13 protein-coding genes are annotated in these 16,806 nt (G+C 58.2%); 7 read left to right on the top strand and 6 right to left on the bottom strand.

Annotation, left to right across the window (positions count from 1 at the left end):
• Positions 1-24 precede the first annotated feature (24 nt).
• The 5 genes from hslU to BY454_RS05590 all read right to left on the bottom strand — a co-directional run bounded on the left by hslU (position 25) and on the right by BY454_RS05590 (position 6,802).
• Entirely contained in the window at positions 25-1,356 is a 1,332-nt protein-coding gene (gene hslU, locus BY454_RS05610; RefSeq protein ID WP_104416942.1) for an ATP-dependent protease ATPase subunit HslU, read from the bottom strand.
• Positions 1,357-1,367: 11 nt separating this feature from the next.
• Entirely contained in the window at positions 1,368-1,898 is a 531-nt protein-coding gene (hslV, locus tag BY454_RS05605) for an ATP-dependent protease subunit HslV (protein ID WP_104416941.1), read from the bottom strand.
• A gap of 247 nt (positions 1,899-2,145) precedes the next feature.
• The gene (locus BY454_RS05600; protein WP_104416940.1) at positions 2,146-2,808 is read right to left on the bottom strand and encodes an SPOR domain-containing protein; all 663 of its coding nucleotides are present in this window, start codon (positions 2,806-2,808) and stop codon (positions 2,146-2,148) included.
• 7 nt (positions 2,809-2,815) lie between these two features.
• Positions 2,816-4,501 (bottom strand): arginine--tRNA ligase, encoded by a 1,686-nt coding sequence (gene argS / locus BY454_RS05595; protein WP_104416939.1) that lies wholly within the window; start codon positions 4,499-4,501, stop codon positions 2,816-2,818.
• Between the two features lie 129 nt (positions 4,502-4,630).
• Complete coding sequence (locus BY454_RS05590; RefSeq protein WP_104416938.1) at positions 4,631-6,802, bottom strand: primosomal protein N'; 2,172 nt, start codon at positions 6,800-6,802, stop codon at positions 4,631-4,633.
• A gap of 245 nt (positions 6,803-7,047) precedes the next feature.
• Between BY454_RS05590 and rpmE the strand changes: the two genes are divergently transcribed.
• The gene (gene rpmE / locus BY454_RS05585) at positions 7,048-7,269 is read left to right on the top strand and encodes a 50S ribosomal protein L31 (RefSeq protein ID WP_104416937.1); all 222 of its coding nucleotides are present in this window, start codon (positions 7,048-7,050) and stop codon (positions 7,267-7,269) included.
• A 217-nt stretch (positions 7,270-7,486) separates the two neighbouring features.
• Positions 7,487-8,752: a malic enzyme-like NAD(P)-binding protein gene (locus BY454_RS05580; RefSeq protein WP_104416936.1), complete on the top strand. Its 1,266-nt coding sequence runs from the start codon at positions 7,487-7,489 to the stop codon at positions 8,750-8,752.
• Positions 8,753-8,831: 79 nt separating this feature from the next.
• On the opposite strand, the gene BY454_RS05575 is transcribed toward BY454_RS05580, so the two are convergent.
• Complete coding sequence (locus tag BY454_RS05575) at positions 8,832-11,348, bottom strand: penicillin-binding protein 1A (protein ID WP_104416935.1); 2,517 nt, start codon at positions 11,346-11,348, stop codon at positions 8,832-8,834.
• A gap of 233 nt (positions 11,349-11,581) precedes the next feature.
• On the opposite strand from BY454_RS05575, the gene BY454_RS05570 reads away from it, so the two are divergent.
• The 5 genes from BY454_RS05570 to BY454_RS05550 all read left to right on the top strand — a co-directional run bounded on the left by BY454_RS05570 (position 11,582) and on the right by BY454_RS05550 (position 16,551).
• Positions 11,582-12,646 (top strand): pilus assembly protein PilM, encoded by a 1,065-nt coding sequence (locus BY454_RS05570; protein ID WP_104416934.1) that lies wholly within the window; start codon positions 11,582-11,584, stop codon positions 12,644-12,646.
• Positions 12,646-13,212 carry a PilN domain-containing protein gene (locus BY454_RS05565; protein WP_104416933.1) on the top strand — a complete coding sequence of 189 codons (567 nt, stop codon included), beginning with the start codon at positions 12,646-12,648 and terminating at the stop codon, positions 13,210-13,212. Before BY454_RS05570 ends, BY454_RS05565 begins: the two co-directional genes overlap by 1 nt.
• Positions 13,209-13,820: a type IV pilus inner membrane component PilO gene (locus BY454_RS05560; RefSeq protein WP_104416932.1), complete on the top strand. Its 612-nt coding sequence runs from the start codon at positions 13,209-13,211 to the stop codon at positions 13,818-13,820. The genes BY454_RS05565 and BY454_RS05560 overlap by 4 nt, the downstream gene beginning before the upstream one ends.
• Positions 13,821-13,822: 2 nt before the next feature.
• On the top strand, positions 13,823-14,365 hold the full coding sequence (locus tag BY454_RS05555; RefSeq protein WP_104416931.1) for a pilus assembly protein PilP: 543 nt from the start codon (positions 13,823-13,825) through the stop codon (positions 14,363-14,365).
• Between the two features lie 65 nt (positions 14,366-14,430).
• Entirely contained in the window at positions 14,431-16,551 is a 2,121-nt protein-coding gene (locus BY454_RS05550; RefSeq protein WP_374953538.1) for a type IV pilus secretin PilQ, read from the top strand.
• The last annotated feature ends 255 nt before the right edge of the window (positions 16,552-16,806 follow it).

Below are 16,806 nucleotides of genomic sequence, written 5' to 3'. Positions count from 1 at the left end.
GCCTTTTTTATGGTGCCTGGATGCTCAGAGAATATAGCGGCTCAGGTCTTCATCTTCGGCCAGTTCGCCAAGTTTTTCGTCAACATAGGCCGCCGTCACTTCAAAGCTGTCTCTAACCTGGTCACCAGCATCGTACGAGAGGCTTTCCAGCAACCTTTCGAGCACCGTGTGCAGACGGCGGGCACCGATATTCTCCGTGGTTTCGTTCACCTTGTGAGCCACTTCCGCCAGGCGGGTGATCGCGTCTTCGGCGAACGTCAGCTTTACGCCTTCTGTGGCCATCAGGGCTTCATATTGCTGCACCAGCGAGGCGTCCGGCTCGGTCAGGATGCGCTTGAAGTCTTCCGGCGTCAGGGCCTGGAGCTCGACACGAGTCGGCAGGCGGCCCTGCAGCTCCGGAATCAGGTCCGAGGGTTTGGACAGGTGGAACGCACCAGAGGCGATGAACAGGATGTGGTCCGTGCGAACGGAACCGTATTTTGTACTCACGGTGCTACCCTCAATAAGCGGCAGCAGGTCGCGCTGAACGCCTTCGCGGGAAACGTCGGACGAGGTGTTTTCTGAACGTTTCGCGACCTTGTCGATTTCATCGAGGAACACAATGCCGTTCTGCTCCACGGCCTGGATGGCTTTCTGCTTGATCTCTTCCTCGTTGACCAGCTTGGCCGCTTCCTCGTCCCGGGCCTGCCTCATGGCATCGGCCACTTTCATCTTTCGGGTCTTACGCTTGTCAGACGACATGTTGGAGAACATGCTCTGCAGCTGATTGGTCATTTCCTCCATGCCCGGAGGGGCCATGATCTCCACGCCGGCGCCGCCGCTACGCAGCTCAATCTCGATTTCCTTGTCGTCCAGCTCACCTTCGCGCAGTTTCTTGCGGAAAAGCTGGCGGGTGGAAGAATCGTTGCTGGTGCGCTGGCTGTCCTCGCTGAGGTCCCGGGGGGGCGGAATCAGGGCATCCAGAATACGCTCCTCGGCGGCGTCCATAGCTCTATGCTCGTGGCGCTTCATTTCCTTTTCGCGAAGCATTTTAACCGCCATATCCGCCAGGTCGCGGATGATGGATTCCACATCGCGTCCGACATAGCCTACTTCGGTGAACTTGGTGGCTTCCACCTTCAAAAACGGGGCATCGGCCAGTTTGGCCAGGCGCCGGGCGATTTCGGTTTTGCCCACACCGGTGGGACCGATCATCAGGATGTTCTTGGGGGTGATCTCATCGCGCAGGCTGCTGTCCAGCTGCATGCGGCGCCAGCGGTTACGCAGGGCGATGGCGACGGCGCGTTTGGCTTCTTCCTGGCCCACGATGTGTTTGTTCAGTTCGTGGACGATCTCACGGGGAGTCATTGCAGACATGGTCGCTCCGGTCACTCTTTGGTGGACAGCACTTCCATAGTGCGGTTGTGGTTGGTGTAAATGCAGATGTCGGCGGCAATATCCAGGGCCTTCTCGGTAATGTCGTGCGCGCTGAGCTCAGTGTTTTCCAGCAGGGCACGAGCTGCGGCCTGGGCATAGGGGCCGCCGGAGCCAATGGCGATCAGCCCTTGCTCGGGTTCGATCACATCGCCGTTACCGGTAATGATCAGGGACGTGGTCTTGTCGGCCACCGCCAGCAAGGCTTCAAGTTTGCGTAGGGCCCGGTCGGTACGCCAGTCTTTGGCCAGTTCCACGGCAGCGCGGGTCAGGTGGCCCTGGTGCTTCTCCAGCTGGGCTTCGAAGCGCTCGAACAGGGTGAAGGCATCGGCGGTGCCGCCGGCAAAGCCTGCGATTACTTTGTCGTTGTACAGGCGCCGAACCTTGCGCACGTTGCCTTTCATTACGGTGTTGCCGAGCGTGGCCTGGCCATCGCCGGCGAGGGCGACTTCGTCGCCTCGGCGGACGGAAACTATGGTAGTCATTCGGGCTCCAGTTGCCTGTTTGGAATGGTTATTCCGATGTTATGGAGGCAGCGGGCAGGAATTCAAGAGTGAGGTGGCCTACTGGGCCTGAGGATTTGGTGCATGGCCAGGTTGAGGAAGGCTTTCCAAAAAGCGCTCCTGGCGGCACATCCATGTGGCGCTTATGTTCCGCCATCCCTGGCTCCACAAATTTTTGGAAAGCCTTCCCCAACCTGGCCAGCTAAACAGAGTGCTAGTCGCCTTTCTTTTAGCCTTCCTTCGGAATCTTCCGCACCAGCGGCTGGATGTCGATGGAGACGAGTTTGTCCACCGCCGAGTTCATCTTGCTGCGGGATTTGAATGGGCCGGCGTTGACGCGGTACCAGATGCTGCCATTGTCCTGCTCTACGGTCTGGACGTGGGCCCGCAGGCCCTGGAAGGCGATTTCCGCGCGCAGGCGTTCGGCGTCCTGCTGGTTGCGGAAGGAGCCAGCCTGGACCACGTAGTCGAAATCCTGGATGTCCGGGCCCGGGGCGTAGTCGTTGACGTCGGGGGGCTCTACCTCGGATTCCGGCAGCATGTCGTAGAAGCGGAATTTTTGCTCCTGCTTGTCCGGGGCGGCGGTTTTCGGTGCCGGTTCAGACTTGGCTGTTTGTTTGGGCTCACTTACCTGGGAGCTGGCGGGGCTTGAAGTAGGCGTAGTGGGCCCTTTGCCGCCGGGCAGGGTGTTCAGGTAGACGATAAAGCCGATGAAACAGCCGACAACGGCCAGAGACAGAATCCACTTCAAAGACAGGCTCCCGTGCTGGGCGGGTGCAGGGGCACTCGCCTTGGGTTTGGCGGCTTTCTTGGGGGTGGGGGCCGGCTTCTTTTTCGGTGCCGCGGCCCCTTTCCCGGTTGGCCGGTTCTTTTTGGCGTAATCCCTGGCCATGGCGGGCTTACATCTCCTCCGGTGCGCTTACGCCCAGCAGGCCCAGGCCGTTTTCAATGACCTGGCGCACGGCCAGGTACAGGCTCACCCGGGCATCGCGCAGGGCGGTGTCTTCAATCAGCACCTTATGGGCGTTGTAATGGGTGTGGAACAGTCCCGCCAGGTCGCGCAGGTAATGGGCGATGTGGTGGGGTTCACGCTGGAGTGCGGCGTTGGCCACCAGTTCCGGGTATTTGGCCAGCTGGTTGGCGATTTCTTTCTCTTCATCCAGGGCAAGGATAGAAAGATCACCTACGCACTCGTTCCGGCCGCGCTGCACTCCGGCTTCGGCCAGTTTACGCAGCACACTGCAGATGCGGGCGTGGGCGTACTGGATGTAGTACACCGGGTTCTCGTTGGTTTGTGAGCGGGCCAGATCAATGTCGAAGGTGAGCTGGCTGTCGACACGGCGAGCGGCCAGGAAGTAGCGGGTGGCGTCGCGGCCCACTTCGTCGATCAGGTCGCGTACGGTGACGTAGCTGCCGGCACGCTTGGAGATTTTTACTTCCTCGCCGGAGCGGGTCACCATCACCATCTGGTGCAGTACGTAGTCGGGCCAGCCCTGGGGGATGTCGGCTTTCAGGGCCTGTAGGCCAGCGCGCACGCGGGTCACGGTGGAGTGGTGGTCGGCGCCCTGTTCGTTGATGACGATGCTGAAGCCGCGCTGCCACTTGTCCAGGTGGTAGGCGACATCCGGCAGGAAGTAGGTGTAGCCGCCATCTTTTTTGCGCATCACGCGGTCTTTGTCGTCACCGAATTCGGTGGTTTTCAGCCACATGGCGCCGTCCTGCTCGTAGGTGTAGCCGTTTTCCTGCAGGCGCTTGACGGTTGCTTCCACCTTGCCATTTTCGTACAGCGAGGATTCCAGGAAGTAGACGTCGAACTGAACGCCGAAGGCCTTCAGGTCCAAGTCCTGTTCCCGGCGCAGGTAGGCGACGGCGAATTCCCGGATGGCATCCTGGTCGTCTGGATCACCTTTGGCGGTGACTTCCCGGTCGTCGGCGGTCACGGTTTCCCCAGCCAGGTAGGCGTTGGCCACGTCGACAATGTAGTCGCCACGGTAACCATCGGCGGGCCAGCTTTCGTGTTCCGGGGTCAGGCCTTTTACACGAGCCTGAACGGACAGGGCCAGGTTGTTGATCTGGGCGCCGGCGTCGTTGTAGTAGAACTCCCGGGTAACGTTGTAGCCGTTGGCCTCCAGCAGGCGGCACAGGCTGTCGCCGATGGCCGCGCCCCGTCCGTGACCGACGTGCAGCGGGCCGGTGGGGTTGGCGGAAACGAATTCCACCTGGACCTTTTCGCCCTTGCCATTCTGGTTGCGACCGAACTGCTCGCCGCCCGCCAGGATGTCTTCGACAATGCCGAATGCGCTGGCGGTGCTCATGAAGAAGTTGATAAAGCCGGGTCCGGCAATTTCGACCTTATCGACGGCCTTGCTTTCTGGCAGGTTGGCCACCAGGGCCTCGGCCAGTTGCCGGGGCGGGCAACCCGCGGCCTTGGCGGCGGCCAGGGCAATGTTGCAGGCGTAATCGCCGTGGGCCTTGTCCTTGGTGTTGCCAACCTGGGGGGTGAAGGTCTGGTCCGCCGGCAGGGTACCTTCGGATTGCAGGGCGGCCAGCGCAGACTGGAGAAGCTCGGATACGGTCTCTTTCATGCTGTCAGACGACTCGGTTCACAGAAGAATGGGTGTCGGGCAGGGCGCCCGTTGAAAATAGAAGGCGGGTATTATCGCGGAAAGTTGGGGTGTAAGCAAAAGGCACGGAAGGAATGTGGCCGCGTATTTTCAGCCGGTTTCCTGTGGGTCCACATCCACCATCCAGCGGGTGCCGCCTGGAAGCTTGCTCTGATCCAGGTGGTGACAAAGATAGGTGAGTTGTCGGTTCAGTTGCTTTCGGTGATTGCTGCACAGAATCAGTTGCGCCCGGTGCCGGTTGGCTTTGCGGGCAATGACGGCGGGCAGGGGGCCCCAGACCTCAACGCCGGGCGTTTGCGCCATCGGTTTGATGGTGTCCAGCAGCTGCAAGCTGGCTTGCATGGTGTCGGCTTCGGCGCGCAGCACGGCCATGGCCCGGAAGGGGGGGAGTTGCCCGCTCTCGCGCTCGGCCATCAGTTGGTCGGCAATGGTGGGGTAATCGCCCCGGCAAAGGGCGTTCAGCAACGGGTGATCACTGTGGCAGGTCTGGATCAGGACCTTGCCGGGCTTATCCCCTCGCCCGGCACGTCCGCTCACTTGCAACAGGGTCTGGATCATCTGTTCGGGGGCGCGGAAATCCACGCTGAACAGCCCGCCGTCGGCGTTGACCACCACTACCAGGGTGACTTTCGGGAAGTCATGACCCTTGGCCAGCATTTGCGTACCTACGAGAATGCAGGGTTTGCCGCTGTTAACCTTGTCCAGGATGCCTTGAATGCTGCCCTTGCGTTGGGTGCTGTCCCTGTCCACCCGCACTACTGGGGTTTCGGGGAAAGTCTCTGCCAGGGTGTCTTCGGTGCGCTCGGTACCCTGGCCGACCGGTTTGTAGTTTTCGCTCTGACATTTCGGGCAGGCGGAGGTGGCGGCCTGCTGGTGATCGCAGTGGTGACAGCGCATGGCGCGGTCGCGGCGGTGATAGGTCAGGCGGGTGTCGCAGTGGGGGCATTCTTCCAGATGGCCGCAGTCGAAGCACATCATCACCGGCGAGTAACCCCGGCGGTTGACGAACACCAGCGCCTGCTCGCCCCGGGCCAGGGTATCGCTGATGGCGTTGAGCGCTGGCCGGGCCAGGCCTGCTTCCAGTGGGCGGCTGCGGATATCCAGCAGGGTCAGTTCCGGCGGCTGGGCGTTGTTTGCCCGCTCTTCCAGTGCGATCAGCTGGTACTTGCCCTGCCTCGCGTTGTGCCAGGATTCAAGGGAAGGAGTGGCGGAGCCCAGGATCACCGGGCACTGGTTCAAGTGCGCACGGTAGACGGCGACGTCCCGTCCGGAGTAACGAAAACCCTCACCCTGTTTGTAGGAGCTGTCGTGTTCCTCGTCCACCACGATGCAGCGCAGGTTGGTGAATGGCAGTAGTACGGCGGATCGGGTACCGATGAGAATGACCGGCTCGCCGTTGCGGATTTTCAGCCAGGTGCGCAGCCGTTGCCCGTCGTTCAGGGCCGAGTGCCAGACCACGATCCGGTCCCCAAAATAACGCCGAAAACGGGCGAGGGTTTGTGGGGTGAGGTTGATTTCCGGCACCAGAACCAGGGCCTGCTCATCCGATTGCAGGTGTTCTTTCAGGTAGTGCAGGTAAAGCTCGGTTTTGCCGCTGCCGGTGATGCCGTAGAGCAGGCTGGCGGAGAACTGGCCCGTCTGCTCCGGTAGTTTGCTGGCGGCTTCTCGCTGAGCGTCAGACAGCCGTGGTGCGGGAAGCCCCTGAGGTGACACCGTTGTTGAGGTCTTGGGTGCTTCCCCGGCGGCAATCAGCCCCTTGCCCTCGAGGTTGCGGAGTTGAGCGCGGGTGAAGCCCTGTTGCACAAGGTCGCTGGAGGAAATGCCCGGTTTTTCGGTGATGGCTTCCAATAGGGCCTTCAGTTTATGGGCGTTGGCGGCCAGCGTGATGTCAGTTTTTTGCCGGTGCCAGTGTTCATCGGCTTTTTCGTGGGCTGGGCGGCCGCGGCGCAGCGCTGGCGGCAGGGCGGTGAACAGGCACTCGCCCAGCGGGTGCTGGTAATAGTCGCTGGCCCAACTGAGTAATCGCAGGGTGTTTTCCGGCAGCGCTGGCCACTCTTCCTGGACGCCGCTGACCGGCTTCAGCGTGATGCCCGTGGGTGGCTCCACTCCGGTTTCCACCACCAAGCCGGTGAGGGTCTGGCGGCCAAACGGCACTTTCACCCGCTGGCCGGGCTGGAGGTTCAGGCGGTCCGGAATGGTGTAGTCGAACAGACGCCGCAACGGGCGGTTGAGTGCAATGCGAGCGGTTGCGGGCGGTGTCACGGTATATGCCTATCCTGAAAAAAGGCTGAAAACAGGGGGTGGCGCCGGGCATGGGCGCTTGCTGTCGGCTGACGGTGCTGAAGATACTTGCCTGGAGCCGGGTTTGTCAGTAAGATTCGCGGTCTGTTTATGGCCGGGCTTGATTGTGCACGGTCTTTTCAATGGATTCAAACATGCGGTGCCTGGCGCTGACGCTGGTTTTTCAGTGGGTGATCGGGTAGCGGCATGACCGAAAGAGGTTCGCCATGAAAGAAGGTATTCACCCGAAGTACGAAGAGATTTCTGTTAACTGCTCTTGTGGTAACAGCTTCAAGACTCGCTCCACCTTTACCCAGGATCTGCAGCTGGACGTCTGTTCCCAGTGCCACCCGTTCTATACCGGTAAGCAGAAGGTAATGGACACCGGCGGTCGTATCGAGCGCTTCAACAAGCGTTTCGGTGGTCGCATCGCCGGCGGCAAGAAGTAATAAGCCGTACCGAAATATCAGAAAAAAGCGCCTACGGGCGCTTTTTTCGTTTTTGGGACACAATTTTTTTCGATGTTGGCCAAATGCACTATTGACGGATGCATTTAGGCCTTTCGTGTGGGTTGTTGTTTCCAAATGTCCGGGCCATAATGGCTTTCCAGCCTGACATAGATCGGGCCGGATCTAACTCTAAAACGTGACAAACGGAACAGTGGCAATGTCTCAAGATCTGAAAGATGCAGCCCTTGAATATCACGCCAAACCGCGGCCGGGTAAGCTGAGTGTTGAAATCACCAAGCCCACCCGCACCTCCCGCGACCTTTCCCTGGCGTACAGCCCCGGGGTTGCCGAACCGGTCCGAGAGATCGCGAAGGACCCCGAGAATGCTTACAAGTACACCGCCAAGGGCAACCTGGTGGCCGTGATCTCTGACGGCTCCGCCATCCTGGGTCTTGGCAATCTCGGCCCTCTGGCGAGCAAGCCGGTAATGGAAGGCAAAGGCGTACTGTTCAAACGCTTTGCCGGAATCGATGTCTTCGATATCGAAGTCGATTCCGAAAGCCCGCAAGCGTTTATCGAAACCGTTGAGCGTATTGCCGATACCTTTGGTGGTATCAACCTCGAAGACATCAAGGCACCGGAGTGTTTTGAGGTAGAGCGTGCGCTGATCGAAAAATGTAGCGTGCCAGTCTTCCACGATGACCAGCACGGTACAGCAATCGTGACTGCAGCCGGCATGATCAATGCCCTTGAGCTGCAGGGTAAAAAAATCGAAGAGGCAAAGGTGGTTTGTCTGGGCGCTGGTGCCGCCGCCATTGCCTGCACGAAGTTGTTGATCAGTTGCGGGATCCGCCCTGAAAACATCTTCATGCTTGACCGTAAGGGTGTGATCCACTCTGGTCGTGAGGATCTTAACCAGTACAAGGCCATGTTCGCCAACGAGACGGACAAGCGCACACTGGATGATGCTATTGAAGGCGCGGATGTGTTCCTCGGCCTGTCGGGCCCGGATCTTCTGACCGCCGATCAATTGAAGAAAATGGCGCCAAACCCGATTGTGTTTGCCTGCTCCAATCCGGACCCGGAGATCAGCCCCGAAGTGGCCCTGGCTGCCCGCGATGATCTGATCATGGCAACCGGTCGTTCGGATTACCCGAACCAGGTGAATAACGTGTTGGGCTTCCCATTCATTTTCCGTGGTGCCCTGGACGTTCGCGCGACGACCATCAATGAAGAGATGAAAGTGGCTGCGGTTCACGCGATCCGTGAACTGGCCAAGGAGCCTGTGCCTCAGGAAATCTGTGAGGCGTATGGTGTGGATAGTCTTGAGTTCGGCAAGGAATACATCATTCCCAAGCCGATGGATGTGCGTTTGCTGGAAATGGTGCCTGCTGCCGTGGCGCGCGCAGCAGTGGATTCCGGTGTTGCCCGTAATCCGTACCCGGCGCATTATCCACTGAAGTCCATGGACGACATTATCTGATCGATTGTTCTGGCTTCATAAAAAAACCGGCGGAGATCCCGCCGGTTTTTTTGTGTCTGGCTTCCGGTCAGCCGGGGCCTTAGAAAATCTGGCGGGAGAGGTCGTCCGGCTCCTCGCTGGCGCCATTGTCATTATGGTTCTCTGGCGGCAGTGGAGCGGGGGCCTGCTCTGTACGGAATAATTCGAACACGCCGTTGTCGCTGCCTGGTCGAGCCCGTTCTCCGGTTTCCGGGTCAATCCGGATGCTGACAATCCCGTTGGGGCGCGGCATGGTTTTCGGCTCCGTGCCCTCCAGGGCCACTTTCATATAGTCGATCCAGATGGGGAGGGCGGTGGATGCGCCGTATTCGCCACGACCAAGAGGGGCGGGCTGATCGAAGCCTACCCAGACGGTTGTCGCGAGGTCATGGTTGAAGCCGCTGAACCAGGTGTCCTTCTGCTGGTTGGTGGTGCCGGTCTTGCCGGCAATATCGCTGCGATTCAGCGCCAGGGCGCGTCGGCCGGTGCCCCGTTCAATCACGTCGCGCATCATGGAGTGCAGGATGTAGACGGCTCGCTCGTCGGCCAGGCGGCGCATGATGCGGGGGGTGTCACTATCATCGGCAGAGGCGGGCAGGGCCATGCCTTTGGTTTCCGGTAGTGCCTCCGAGTCAATTTGCGCTTTATTTCGGTTTTCGGCCAGATCCTCACAATTATCATCGCAGAGAATGGTCTCGGGTGCTTCGTACACCACGGTGCCGTCGGACTCCTTGATGGTGTTGATCAGGTAAGGCTGCACGTCGTAACCGCCGTTGGCAATGACGGCGATGCCGCGCGCCAGCTCCATGGGTGTCAGTTGACCGCTACCCAGGGCCAGGGACAGGTCTTTCGGCATTTTGTCCGTGGGGATTTTCAGCTGCTTCAGGTAGTCCAGCGTGGTTTCCGGACCCAGATCCCGCAACAGTCGAATCGAAATCAGGTTGCGTGAGCGATACAGGCCTTCACGCAGGGTGGTGGGGCCATAGAACTGCCCGGAAGCGTTCTGTGGACGCCAGGCGGTCTCCAGCTCCGAGTCGTCAAACACGATGGGGGCATCGTTGTAGACAGTTGCAGGCGTTTTGCCATTGGCCAGGGCGGAAAGATACAGGAAAGGTTTGAAGTTGGAACCGGGCTGGCGTTCCGCCTGGCTGGCACGATTGTATTTGCTTTGGTTGAAGCTGTAACCGCCACTGAGCGCCTCGATGGCGCCGGTCTGGGCATCCAGCGAGATCAGCGCGCCTTCGACCCGGGGTACCTGCGCCAGTGCGACCTGCAGCCGCTCCTGATTGCTGGGCTTGCCGCCTTCATCGTTGCCTGCAACCGGCGTATCCATGACCTTCACATAAACAACGTCGCCTTTTGAGACAACATCCGACGGCTTTTCCGGCGCCGGACCGGTCAGGTTTTCCGTGCGATGGCGCTTCGCCCACTTCATGGTGCTGAATGGCATGGCCGCCGGGCCCAGGTCGCGAAGGTGTACCCGTGTCGTGCCTGCCTCATCGTCAATGCCAGTCACAACGGCGGGAATCAGCGATTCCACGGGGACATAGTTGCGCATCTGGCCGGAGAGTTGTTCCTCCGTCATTCCACCGACATCAAAGCTGCCTATGGCACCCCGGAAGCCGTGTCGGCGGTCGTAAGCCTCCAGGCCGTTGCGCAATGCGGTTGTGGCAGTTTGCTGTTTTTTGCTGTCGACGGTCAGGGTAACGGTGTAACCATCCGTGTAGGCATCTTCGCCGAAGCGCCGAACCATCTCGGACCGGGCCATCTCCGCCACGTAGTCCGCATCCACCTCCATTTCCCGGGTGTTGTAACTGGCGGTGATGGGTGCCTGGATAGCGAGCAACCAGGCGTCCTCAGAGATGTAACCCAGCTCCTTCATGCGGCCCAGGATCCAGTCCCTGCGTTTGAGTGCCCGATCCGAATTGGCCAGGGGGTTGTAGGCTGACGGAGCTTTGGGCAGGCCGGCAATCATGGCCATTTGGGCCAGAGAAAGTTCGTTAACAGGTTTGTCGTAGTAAACCCGGGCTGCAGCGGCCAGCCCATACGCGCGGTTGCCCAGGTAGATCTTGTTCAGGTACAACTCGAAGATCGTGTTTTTATCAAGCTGCCTTTCGATCTGCAGAGCCAGCAGTATCTCGCTGAACTTCCGAATAAACGTCTGGTCGCGGGTCAGGAAATAGTTTTTGGCCACCTGCATGGTGATGGTGCTGCCACCCGATTGAATCGAGCCGGTGGAAACCAGTTCGAAGGCTGCCCGGGCCAGGCCCATGATATCAACGCCAAAGTGATCAAAGAAGCGGGAGTCTTCGGCAGCCAGGAAAGCTTGCAGCTGCAACTGGGGAACCTCTTCGATTGTGACAGGCTCCCTTCTCTTTTCGCCAAATTCTGCTATTAATTTGTTGTCATTGCTATACACCCTTAAAGGGGTTTGTAGCTTGACGTCCATAAGCTGGTGTACCGGTGGCAGGTTTGGCCGTAGGTACAGGTACAGGCTGGAGGCGACGATGATGCCGATGCTAAGGCCGGTCAGCATGAACCATGCGAAAATACGAGACGTGCGCAGCAAATAGGGCATTTTTTCCTGACAAATGTTGGATATAGGTCTATGATCTGAGAAATTACTTTAGATGGGAACTCGTTCCCTTTTAGAAAAAATCTCTCTGCAATTTGAAAAATTGCATTGTAGACTGAATAGCCAGAAAATTCTCTTACATAAAAAACAGATGGGGCTCCGCTGAGATAATCGCCGTAACAGGGAGTGGTTCGGGGTTCCAGGGCAAGGTGTAGTTAACCAGTACAGGTGAGCGCGTGTTCGGATTACCAGGAAAAAAATCCAGTGCGGTGCTGGGAGTGGATATAAGCTCCAGTTCTGTGAAGCTTCTGGAACTCTCCAAACATGGAGACCGTTACAGGGTCGAAAGTTATGCCGTAGAGCCATTACCCGCCGATGCGGTTGTGGAAAAAAACATCACCAATGTGGAAGCGGTGGGTGAAGTTCTCAAGCGCGTGGTGTCGAAGTCCCGCACCGGCGTCAAGAATGTAGCGGTCGCGGTGTCGGGTTCAGCGGTCATTACCAAGGTCATCCAGATGGACTCGGGCATGAACGAGTTTGAAATGGAAGACCAGATTGCCCTGGAAGCCGACCAGTACATTCCCTACCCCCTTGACGAAGTTGCCATTGATTTCGAAGTGCAAGGGCCCTCCGAAGACAACCCCGAACGAGTTGACGTTCTTCTGGCGGCATGCCGGAAGGAAAACGTGGACATCCGGGAAGACGTCATGGAAATTGCCGACCTCAACACCAAAGTGGTTGATGTTGAAGCCTACGCCCTCGAGCGTGCCTACGCGTTGATTGAGCCCCAGTTGGATTCACAAGGCGAGGAGCTGGTGGTCGCGGTGGTCGATATCGGTGCAACCATGACCACCCTGAGCGTGCTGGCCGAGGGGCAAACGGTTTATACCCGCGAGCAGATTTTTGGTGGCAAGCAGCTAACCGAGGAGATCCAGCGTCGTTACGGCCTGTCGGTGGAAGAAGCGGGGCTCGCCAAGAAGCAGGGCGGCCTGCCGGATGACTACGAAGAGGAAGTGCTCATGCCGTTCCGCGAAGCCGTGGTTCAGCAGGTAGCCCGGGCGCTTCAATTCTTCTTCGGGGCCAGCCAGTACAACGTGGTGGATTATGTGGTGCTTGCCGGCGGTACCTCCTCGATTCAGGGATTGACCGAAATGGTGGAAGAGAAAACCGGCACCCCTACACTGGTGGCAAATCCGTTTGCCAACATGTCAGTGGGGGCGAGAGTCAACGCATCGGCACTGGGTAACGATGCCCCCTCGCTGATGATTGCCTGTGGCCTGGCAATGAGGAGTTTCGACTGATGGCGAAGATTAACCTCAGGCCCTGGCGAGAAGAACTGCGGGCGGAAAAGCAGAAGCAGTTTATCGTTATGATTCTTGGGGCCGTCATTATTGCAGGCGGTCTGGTTTATCTGTGGAAGTCCGATATGGACAGCCGCATTGCCTACCAGGAATCCCGTAATGCCTACATTGAGCGGGCCACGCAGGAACTCAACAAGCAGATCAAGGAAATTGAGAATCTGAAGCGTAAGCGCGATGAGCTTCTGGCGCGCATGCAGGTCATTCAGGATCTGCAGGGTAAGCGTCCGGTCATCGTCCGTGTGTTTGATGAGCTGGTTCGAACCCTCCCTGATGGGCTTTTCTATACGGATCTGAAGAAAACTGGTGACAATATCGCCATCGTGGGCATGGCCGAATCCAACAGCCGTATCTCCAATCTGATGCGTCAGTTCGAGGAATCTGATTGGTTCGCCAACCCTAACTTGTCCAATGTATCTGCGGCAGACAGTCGTCGGGCCGGTTATAGCCAGTTCAACCTCTCTGTGCAGCAAAAAACGCCAGAGCCCGAAGGGGAGGATAAGGAATGAGCCTCGCGGACTCGCTGAAAAAACTGAATGATTTCGATATCAACGATCTTGATCTCAACAATGCAGGGATTTGGCCAGCACCGGTTAAAGCCATTGTTGCGCTGATCGTGTTTGGGTTGATCATGGGTGGCGGCTACTGGTTTTTCATCAAGGACCAGTACGCCCAATTGGAGCGTGTGGCACAGAAAGAGCAGGAGCTCAAGCAGACCTACGAGCGCAAGGCCTACCAGGTAGCCAACCTGGAGACCTTCAAGCAGCAAATGGAAGAGATGCAGGAAACCTTCGGCGCGCTGGTGCGGCAGTTGCCCAGCGAAACGGAAGTGCCGGGCCTTTTGGAAGACATCACCAATACGGCGCTTGGCAGCGGCCTTTCCTTGCAGGAGGTCGCGTTACAGCCGGAAGTTCAGCGTGATTTCTATGCCGAATTGCCCATCAATATCCGGGTGTCGGGTTCCTACCACGAGTTGGCCTCTTTTGTGAGTAGCGTTGCCGGGTTGCCCCGGATTGTGACGCTCCATGACTTAACCATAAAACCAACTGGCGGGGATGGAGAGCAGCTTGATATGCAGGTTGTTGCCCGTACCTACCGCTACCGGGCTGGAGAGTGAGCATGACAGGAAAGCATGCAGGAAAAGCCTGGCTGAGTGTGTGTCTTGCCTCTTTGCTGGCGGCGTGTACTCCAGATGACGGCTTCTCGGATCTTGATAAGTTTATGGCCGATACCCGGGCCAAGCCCCGCGGGCACGTTGAGCCTCTTCCTGAATTCAAGGCCTATGAGGCATTCAGTTACTCGGCGGCGGACCGGCGAGCGCCGTTTGAGCCGCCGATGGATGTTCAGCTGACCATGGTGAGCGAGCAGCCAGTCAGTGAAGTGGAGCCGGACCTGGATCGTCCCAGGGAAGTACTTGAGAGCTTCTCGATAAACCAGCTGGAGATGGTTGGCACCCTGGAGAGTAAGGACGGCGTTATGTATGCGTTGATTCAGGATGACACCGGGGTAGTTCATAGGGTTCGTACCGGTAACTACATGGGGCAGAACTACGGTCGCATTGCCGGTATCAGCGAAACTCGTATCGAATTGATTGAAATCGTTCCCAATGGTCGGGGCGGATGGGTTGAACGCCCGCGCTCCCTGTCTCTGGATGAAGGCTGAGGAGCGGTCAAAGGATGAACACAAGAACCATGTTTGCAGAAAAAGTATTGGGGTCGAGGCTAGCGATGTTCAAAAAACTCAAGGTCTGTGCCGGCGTAATTGCCGTGGGGTTATGGAGCAGCCTGGCCAGCGCGGTCACACTGGAAGACATATCTTTCACATCGCTGCCGGGGGAAGCGTTGGAGGTGGTCCTGAAGTTTGATGGGACGCCGCCTGAAACGTCGGGTTACACCATAGAGCGACCGGCTCGTATTGCCCTGGATCTGCGTGACACCAGCAGCGGTCTGGATAAGCGCAGCATGTCCCTGGGAGCCAGTAACGCCCAGAGTGTGACGGTGGTGGAAGCAGGCAGCCGAACCCGCCTGATTTTCAACCTTGTTGAGCTGGTTCCTTACGAGACACGCCAGGAAGACAACTCCCTGGTTATGACCATTGGTGAGAATCCTCAGGAAGTGGCTGCCTACTCCGAGGAAACGGCCGAAACAACCGGGGAGATGGTTGTGGCCGACACCGGCGGGGAATCAGCGGCTTCCTCTTCTGGTGCGGGCAACGCCATTGCCGGTGTGGACTTCCGTCGCGGTAAAGACGGCGAGGGTCGGGTCATTGTTGACCTGGGTCGCAGCACCGCTGCCGTAAACCTGGTTGAACAGGGAGGTCGTATTCGCTTGACCATGCCAGATCTGGTGGTGCCTGAAAAACTGCGTCGTCGGCTGGACGTGACTGACTTTGCAACCCCGGTTACGCGTATAGACACCTTCATGGAAAACGGTCAGGCAACGGTAGAGATTCGTCCCGATGGCGCTTACGATTACATTGCCTATCAATCTGGGTCTGAGTTCACCGTCAGTGTTGAGCAACTGACTGAAGAAGAGGCCGAAGCCCGCCGGGAAGAGAAGTTCCCCTACACCGGTGAGCGCCTTTCTCTTAACTTCCAGGATATCGAGGTCCGTTCAGTACTGCAGCTGATCGCTGACTTTACGGGTTTGAACCTGGTGGCCAGTGACACCGTGAGCGGCAGTATTACCCTGCGGTTGCAGAACGTGCCCTGGGACCAGGCCCTTGACCTGATTCTGAAAACCAAGGGTCTGGACAAGCGGCAGATTGGTAATGTCCTGCTGGTCGCGCCAGCGGATGAAATCGCCGCCCGCGAAAAACTGGAGCTGGAGACCGAGAAGCAAATCGCCGAGTTGGCCCCGATTCGCCTCGATATTATCCAGGTGAATTACGCCAAGGCCGCTGATATTGTGTCGCTGATTCAGGCTGATAAAGATCTGATTTCTGACCGGGGCTTTGTTTCTTCAGACGCCCGGACCAACACGATCAGTGTGCGTGAGACCTCCGAGAAGCTGGATGAAATTCGGCGGTTGGTGGAAACCTGGGATGTTCCGGTTCGTCAGGTATCCATTGAGGCACGCATCGTCCGGGCGCAAAACAACGTTTCTGAAGATTTGGGCGTTCGCTGGGGTGGAGCTGCATATGACAATGAGGATAATAATGTTTTTGCCATCGGCGGCTCACAAGGTACTGTTGGGGAAGCCGTTGCAGATTCTGGCAGTGATCAGGATAATACAGCGAATTTCCGAGAAGGCATAACTTTCCCCGGTGCCATGGCGGTCGACCTAGGTGTAACCGCTGCCGGTACCTCGTCCTTCGCCATTGGTTGGGGGGGCAGTGACTTCCTTGTGGATCTTGAACTTTCGGCTCTGGAAACGGATGGCAAGGCTGAAGTGGTTTCCCAGCCCCGTGTTGTCACGGCCGACCGCCAGACCGCCACGATCAAGTCTGGTGAAGAGATTCCTTATCAGGAGGCCTCCTCAAGCGGCGCAACCTCTGTGTCGTTCAAAGAGGCCTTGTTGTCTCTCGAAGTAACGCCCCAGATTACGCCGGATGACAAGATCATCATGGATCTGGTGGTCAGCCAGGATTCCCGTGGCGAGGTTACTGCGGGCATCCCCTCCATCAACACCAACGAAGTGGCAACCCAGGTGCTGGTGGCCAATGGCGAAACCGTAGTCCTGGGTGGTATCTTCCAGTCAGAAGTGGCCACCCAAACTACGAAAACACCCTTCCTCGGTGACATCCCGTACCTCGGTCGCTTGTTCAAACGCACCGAGAAGATTGATGAGCGGTCGGAGCTGCTGATCTTCATTACCCCGAAGATCGTTGAGACGGACCTGCTTCGCTAAGGGGTCTGTTCTTCAAAAAAGCCGCCGCACTGTTCGGCGGCTTTTTTGTGGTGCGCCAGGCATGGCGCGTAGCGCCTTGACGGGCGCTGTTCCGGTACAGGTGGTGCTGGCCGGATGACTTGGGGGTGCAAGTCCCCTGTGGGCCCGGCAAGGGGAACCGCTAGCCGGACGGCAAGGGTGTCCACCGCGAGGTGGAATCTGAAGGAAGCCGCAGGCAAAGCACTGGCCCGACGAACAGGAATCGCATCAGGCGGT

Origin of the sequence: Marinobacter persicus, assembly GCF_002934325.1 — a bacterium.
GTDB lineage: Bacteria > Pseudomonadota > Gammaproteobacteria > Pseudomonadales > Oleiphilaceae > Marinobacter > Marinobacter persicus_A.
The sequence above is the reverse complement of the archived record's forward strand: the minus strand, read 5'-3'. Positions and strand labels throughout refer to the sequence as shown.

Excerpts from the sequence above, each read along its gene's own strand:
- hslU (WP_104416942.1), bottom strand. The coding sequence starts at position 1,356 with ATGTCTGCAATGACTCCCCGTGAGATCGTCCACGAACTGAACAAACAC.
- hslV (WP_104416941.1), bottom strand. The coding sequence starts at position 1,898 with ATGACTACCATAGTTTCCGTCCGCCGAGGCGACGAAGTCGCCCTCGCC.
- BY454_RS05600 (WP_104416940.1), bottom strand. The coding sequence starts at position 2,808 with ATGGCCAGGGATTACGCCAAAAAGAACCGGCCAACCGGGAAAGGGGCC.
- argS (WP_104416939.1), bottom strand. The coding sequence starts at position 4,501 with ATGAAAGAGACCGTATCCGAGCTTCTCCAGTCTGCGCTGGCCGCCCTG.
- rpmE (WP_104416937.1), top strand. The coding sequence starts at position 7,048 with ATGAAAGAAGGTATTCACCCGAAGTACGAAGAGATTTCTGTTAACTGC.
- BY454_RS05580 (WP_104416936.1), top strand. The coding sequence starts at position 7,487 with ATGTCTCAAGATCTGAAAGATGCAGCCCTTGAATATCACGCCAAACCG.
- BY454_RS05575 (WP_104416935.1), bottom strand. The coding sequence starts at position 11,348 with ATGCCCTATTTGCTGCGCACGTCTCGTATTTTCGCATGGTTCATGCTG.
- BY454_RS05565 (WP_104416933.1), top strand. The coding sequence starts at position 12,646 with ATGGCGAAGATTAACCTCAGGCCCTGGCGAGAAGAACTGCGGGCGGAA.
- BY454_RS05560 (WP_104416932.1), top strand. The coding sequence starts at position 13,209 with ATGAGCCTCGCGGACTCGCTGAAAAAACTGAATGATTTCGATATCAAC.
- BY454_RS05555 (WP_104416931.1), top strand. The coding sequence starts at position 13,823 with ATGACAGGAAAGCATGCAGGAAAAGCCTGGCTGAGTGTGTGTCTTGCC.
- BY454_RS05550 (WP_374953538.1), top strand. The coding sequence starts at position 14,431 with ATGTTCAAAAAACTCAAGGTCTGTGCCGGCGTAATTGCCGTGGGGTTA.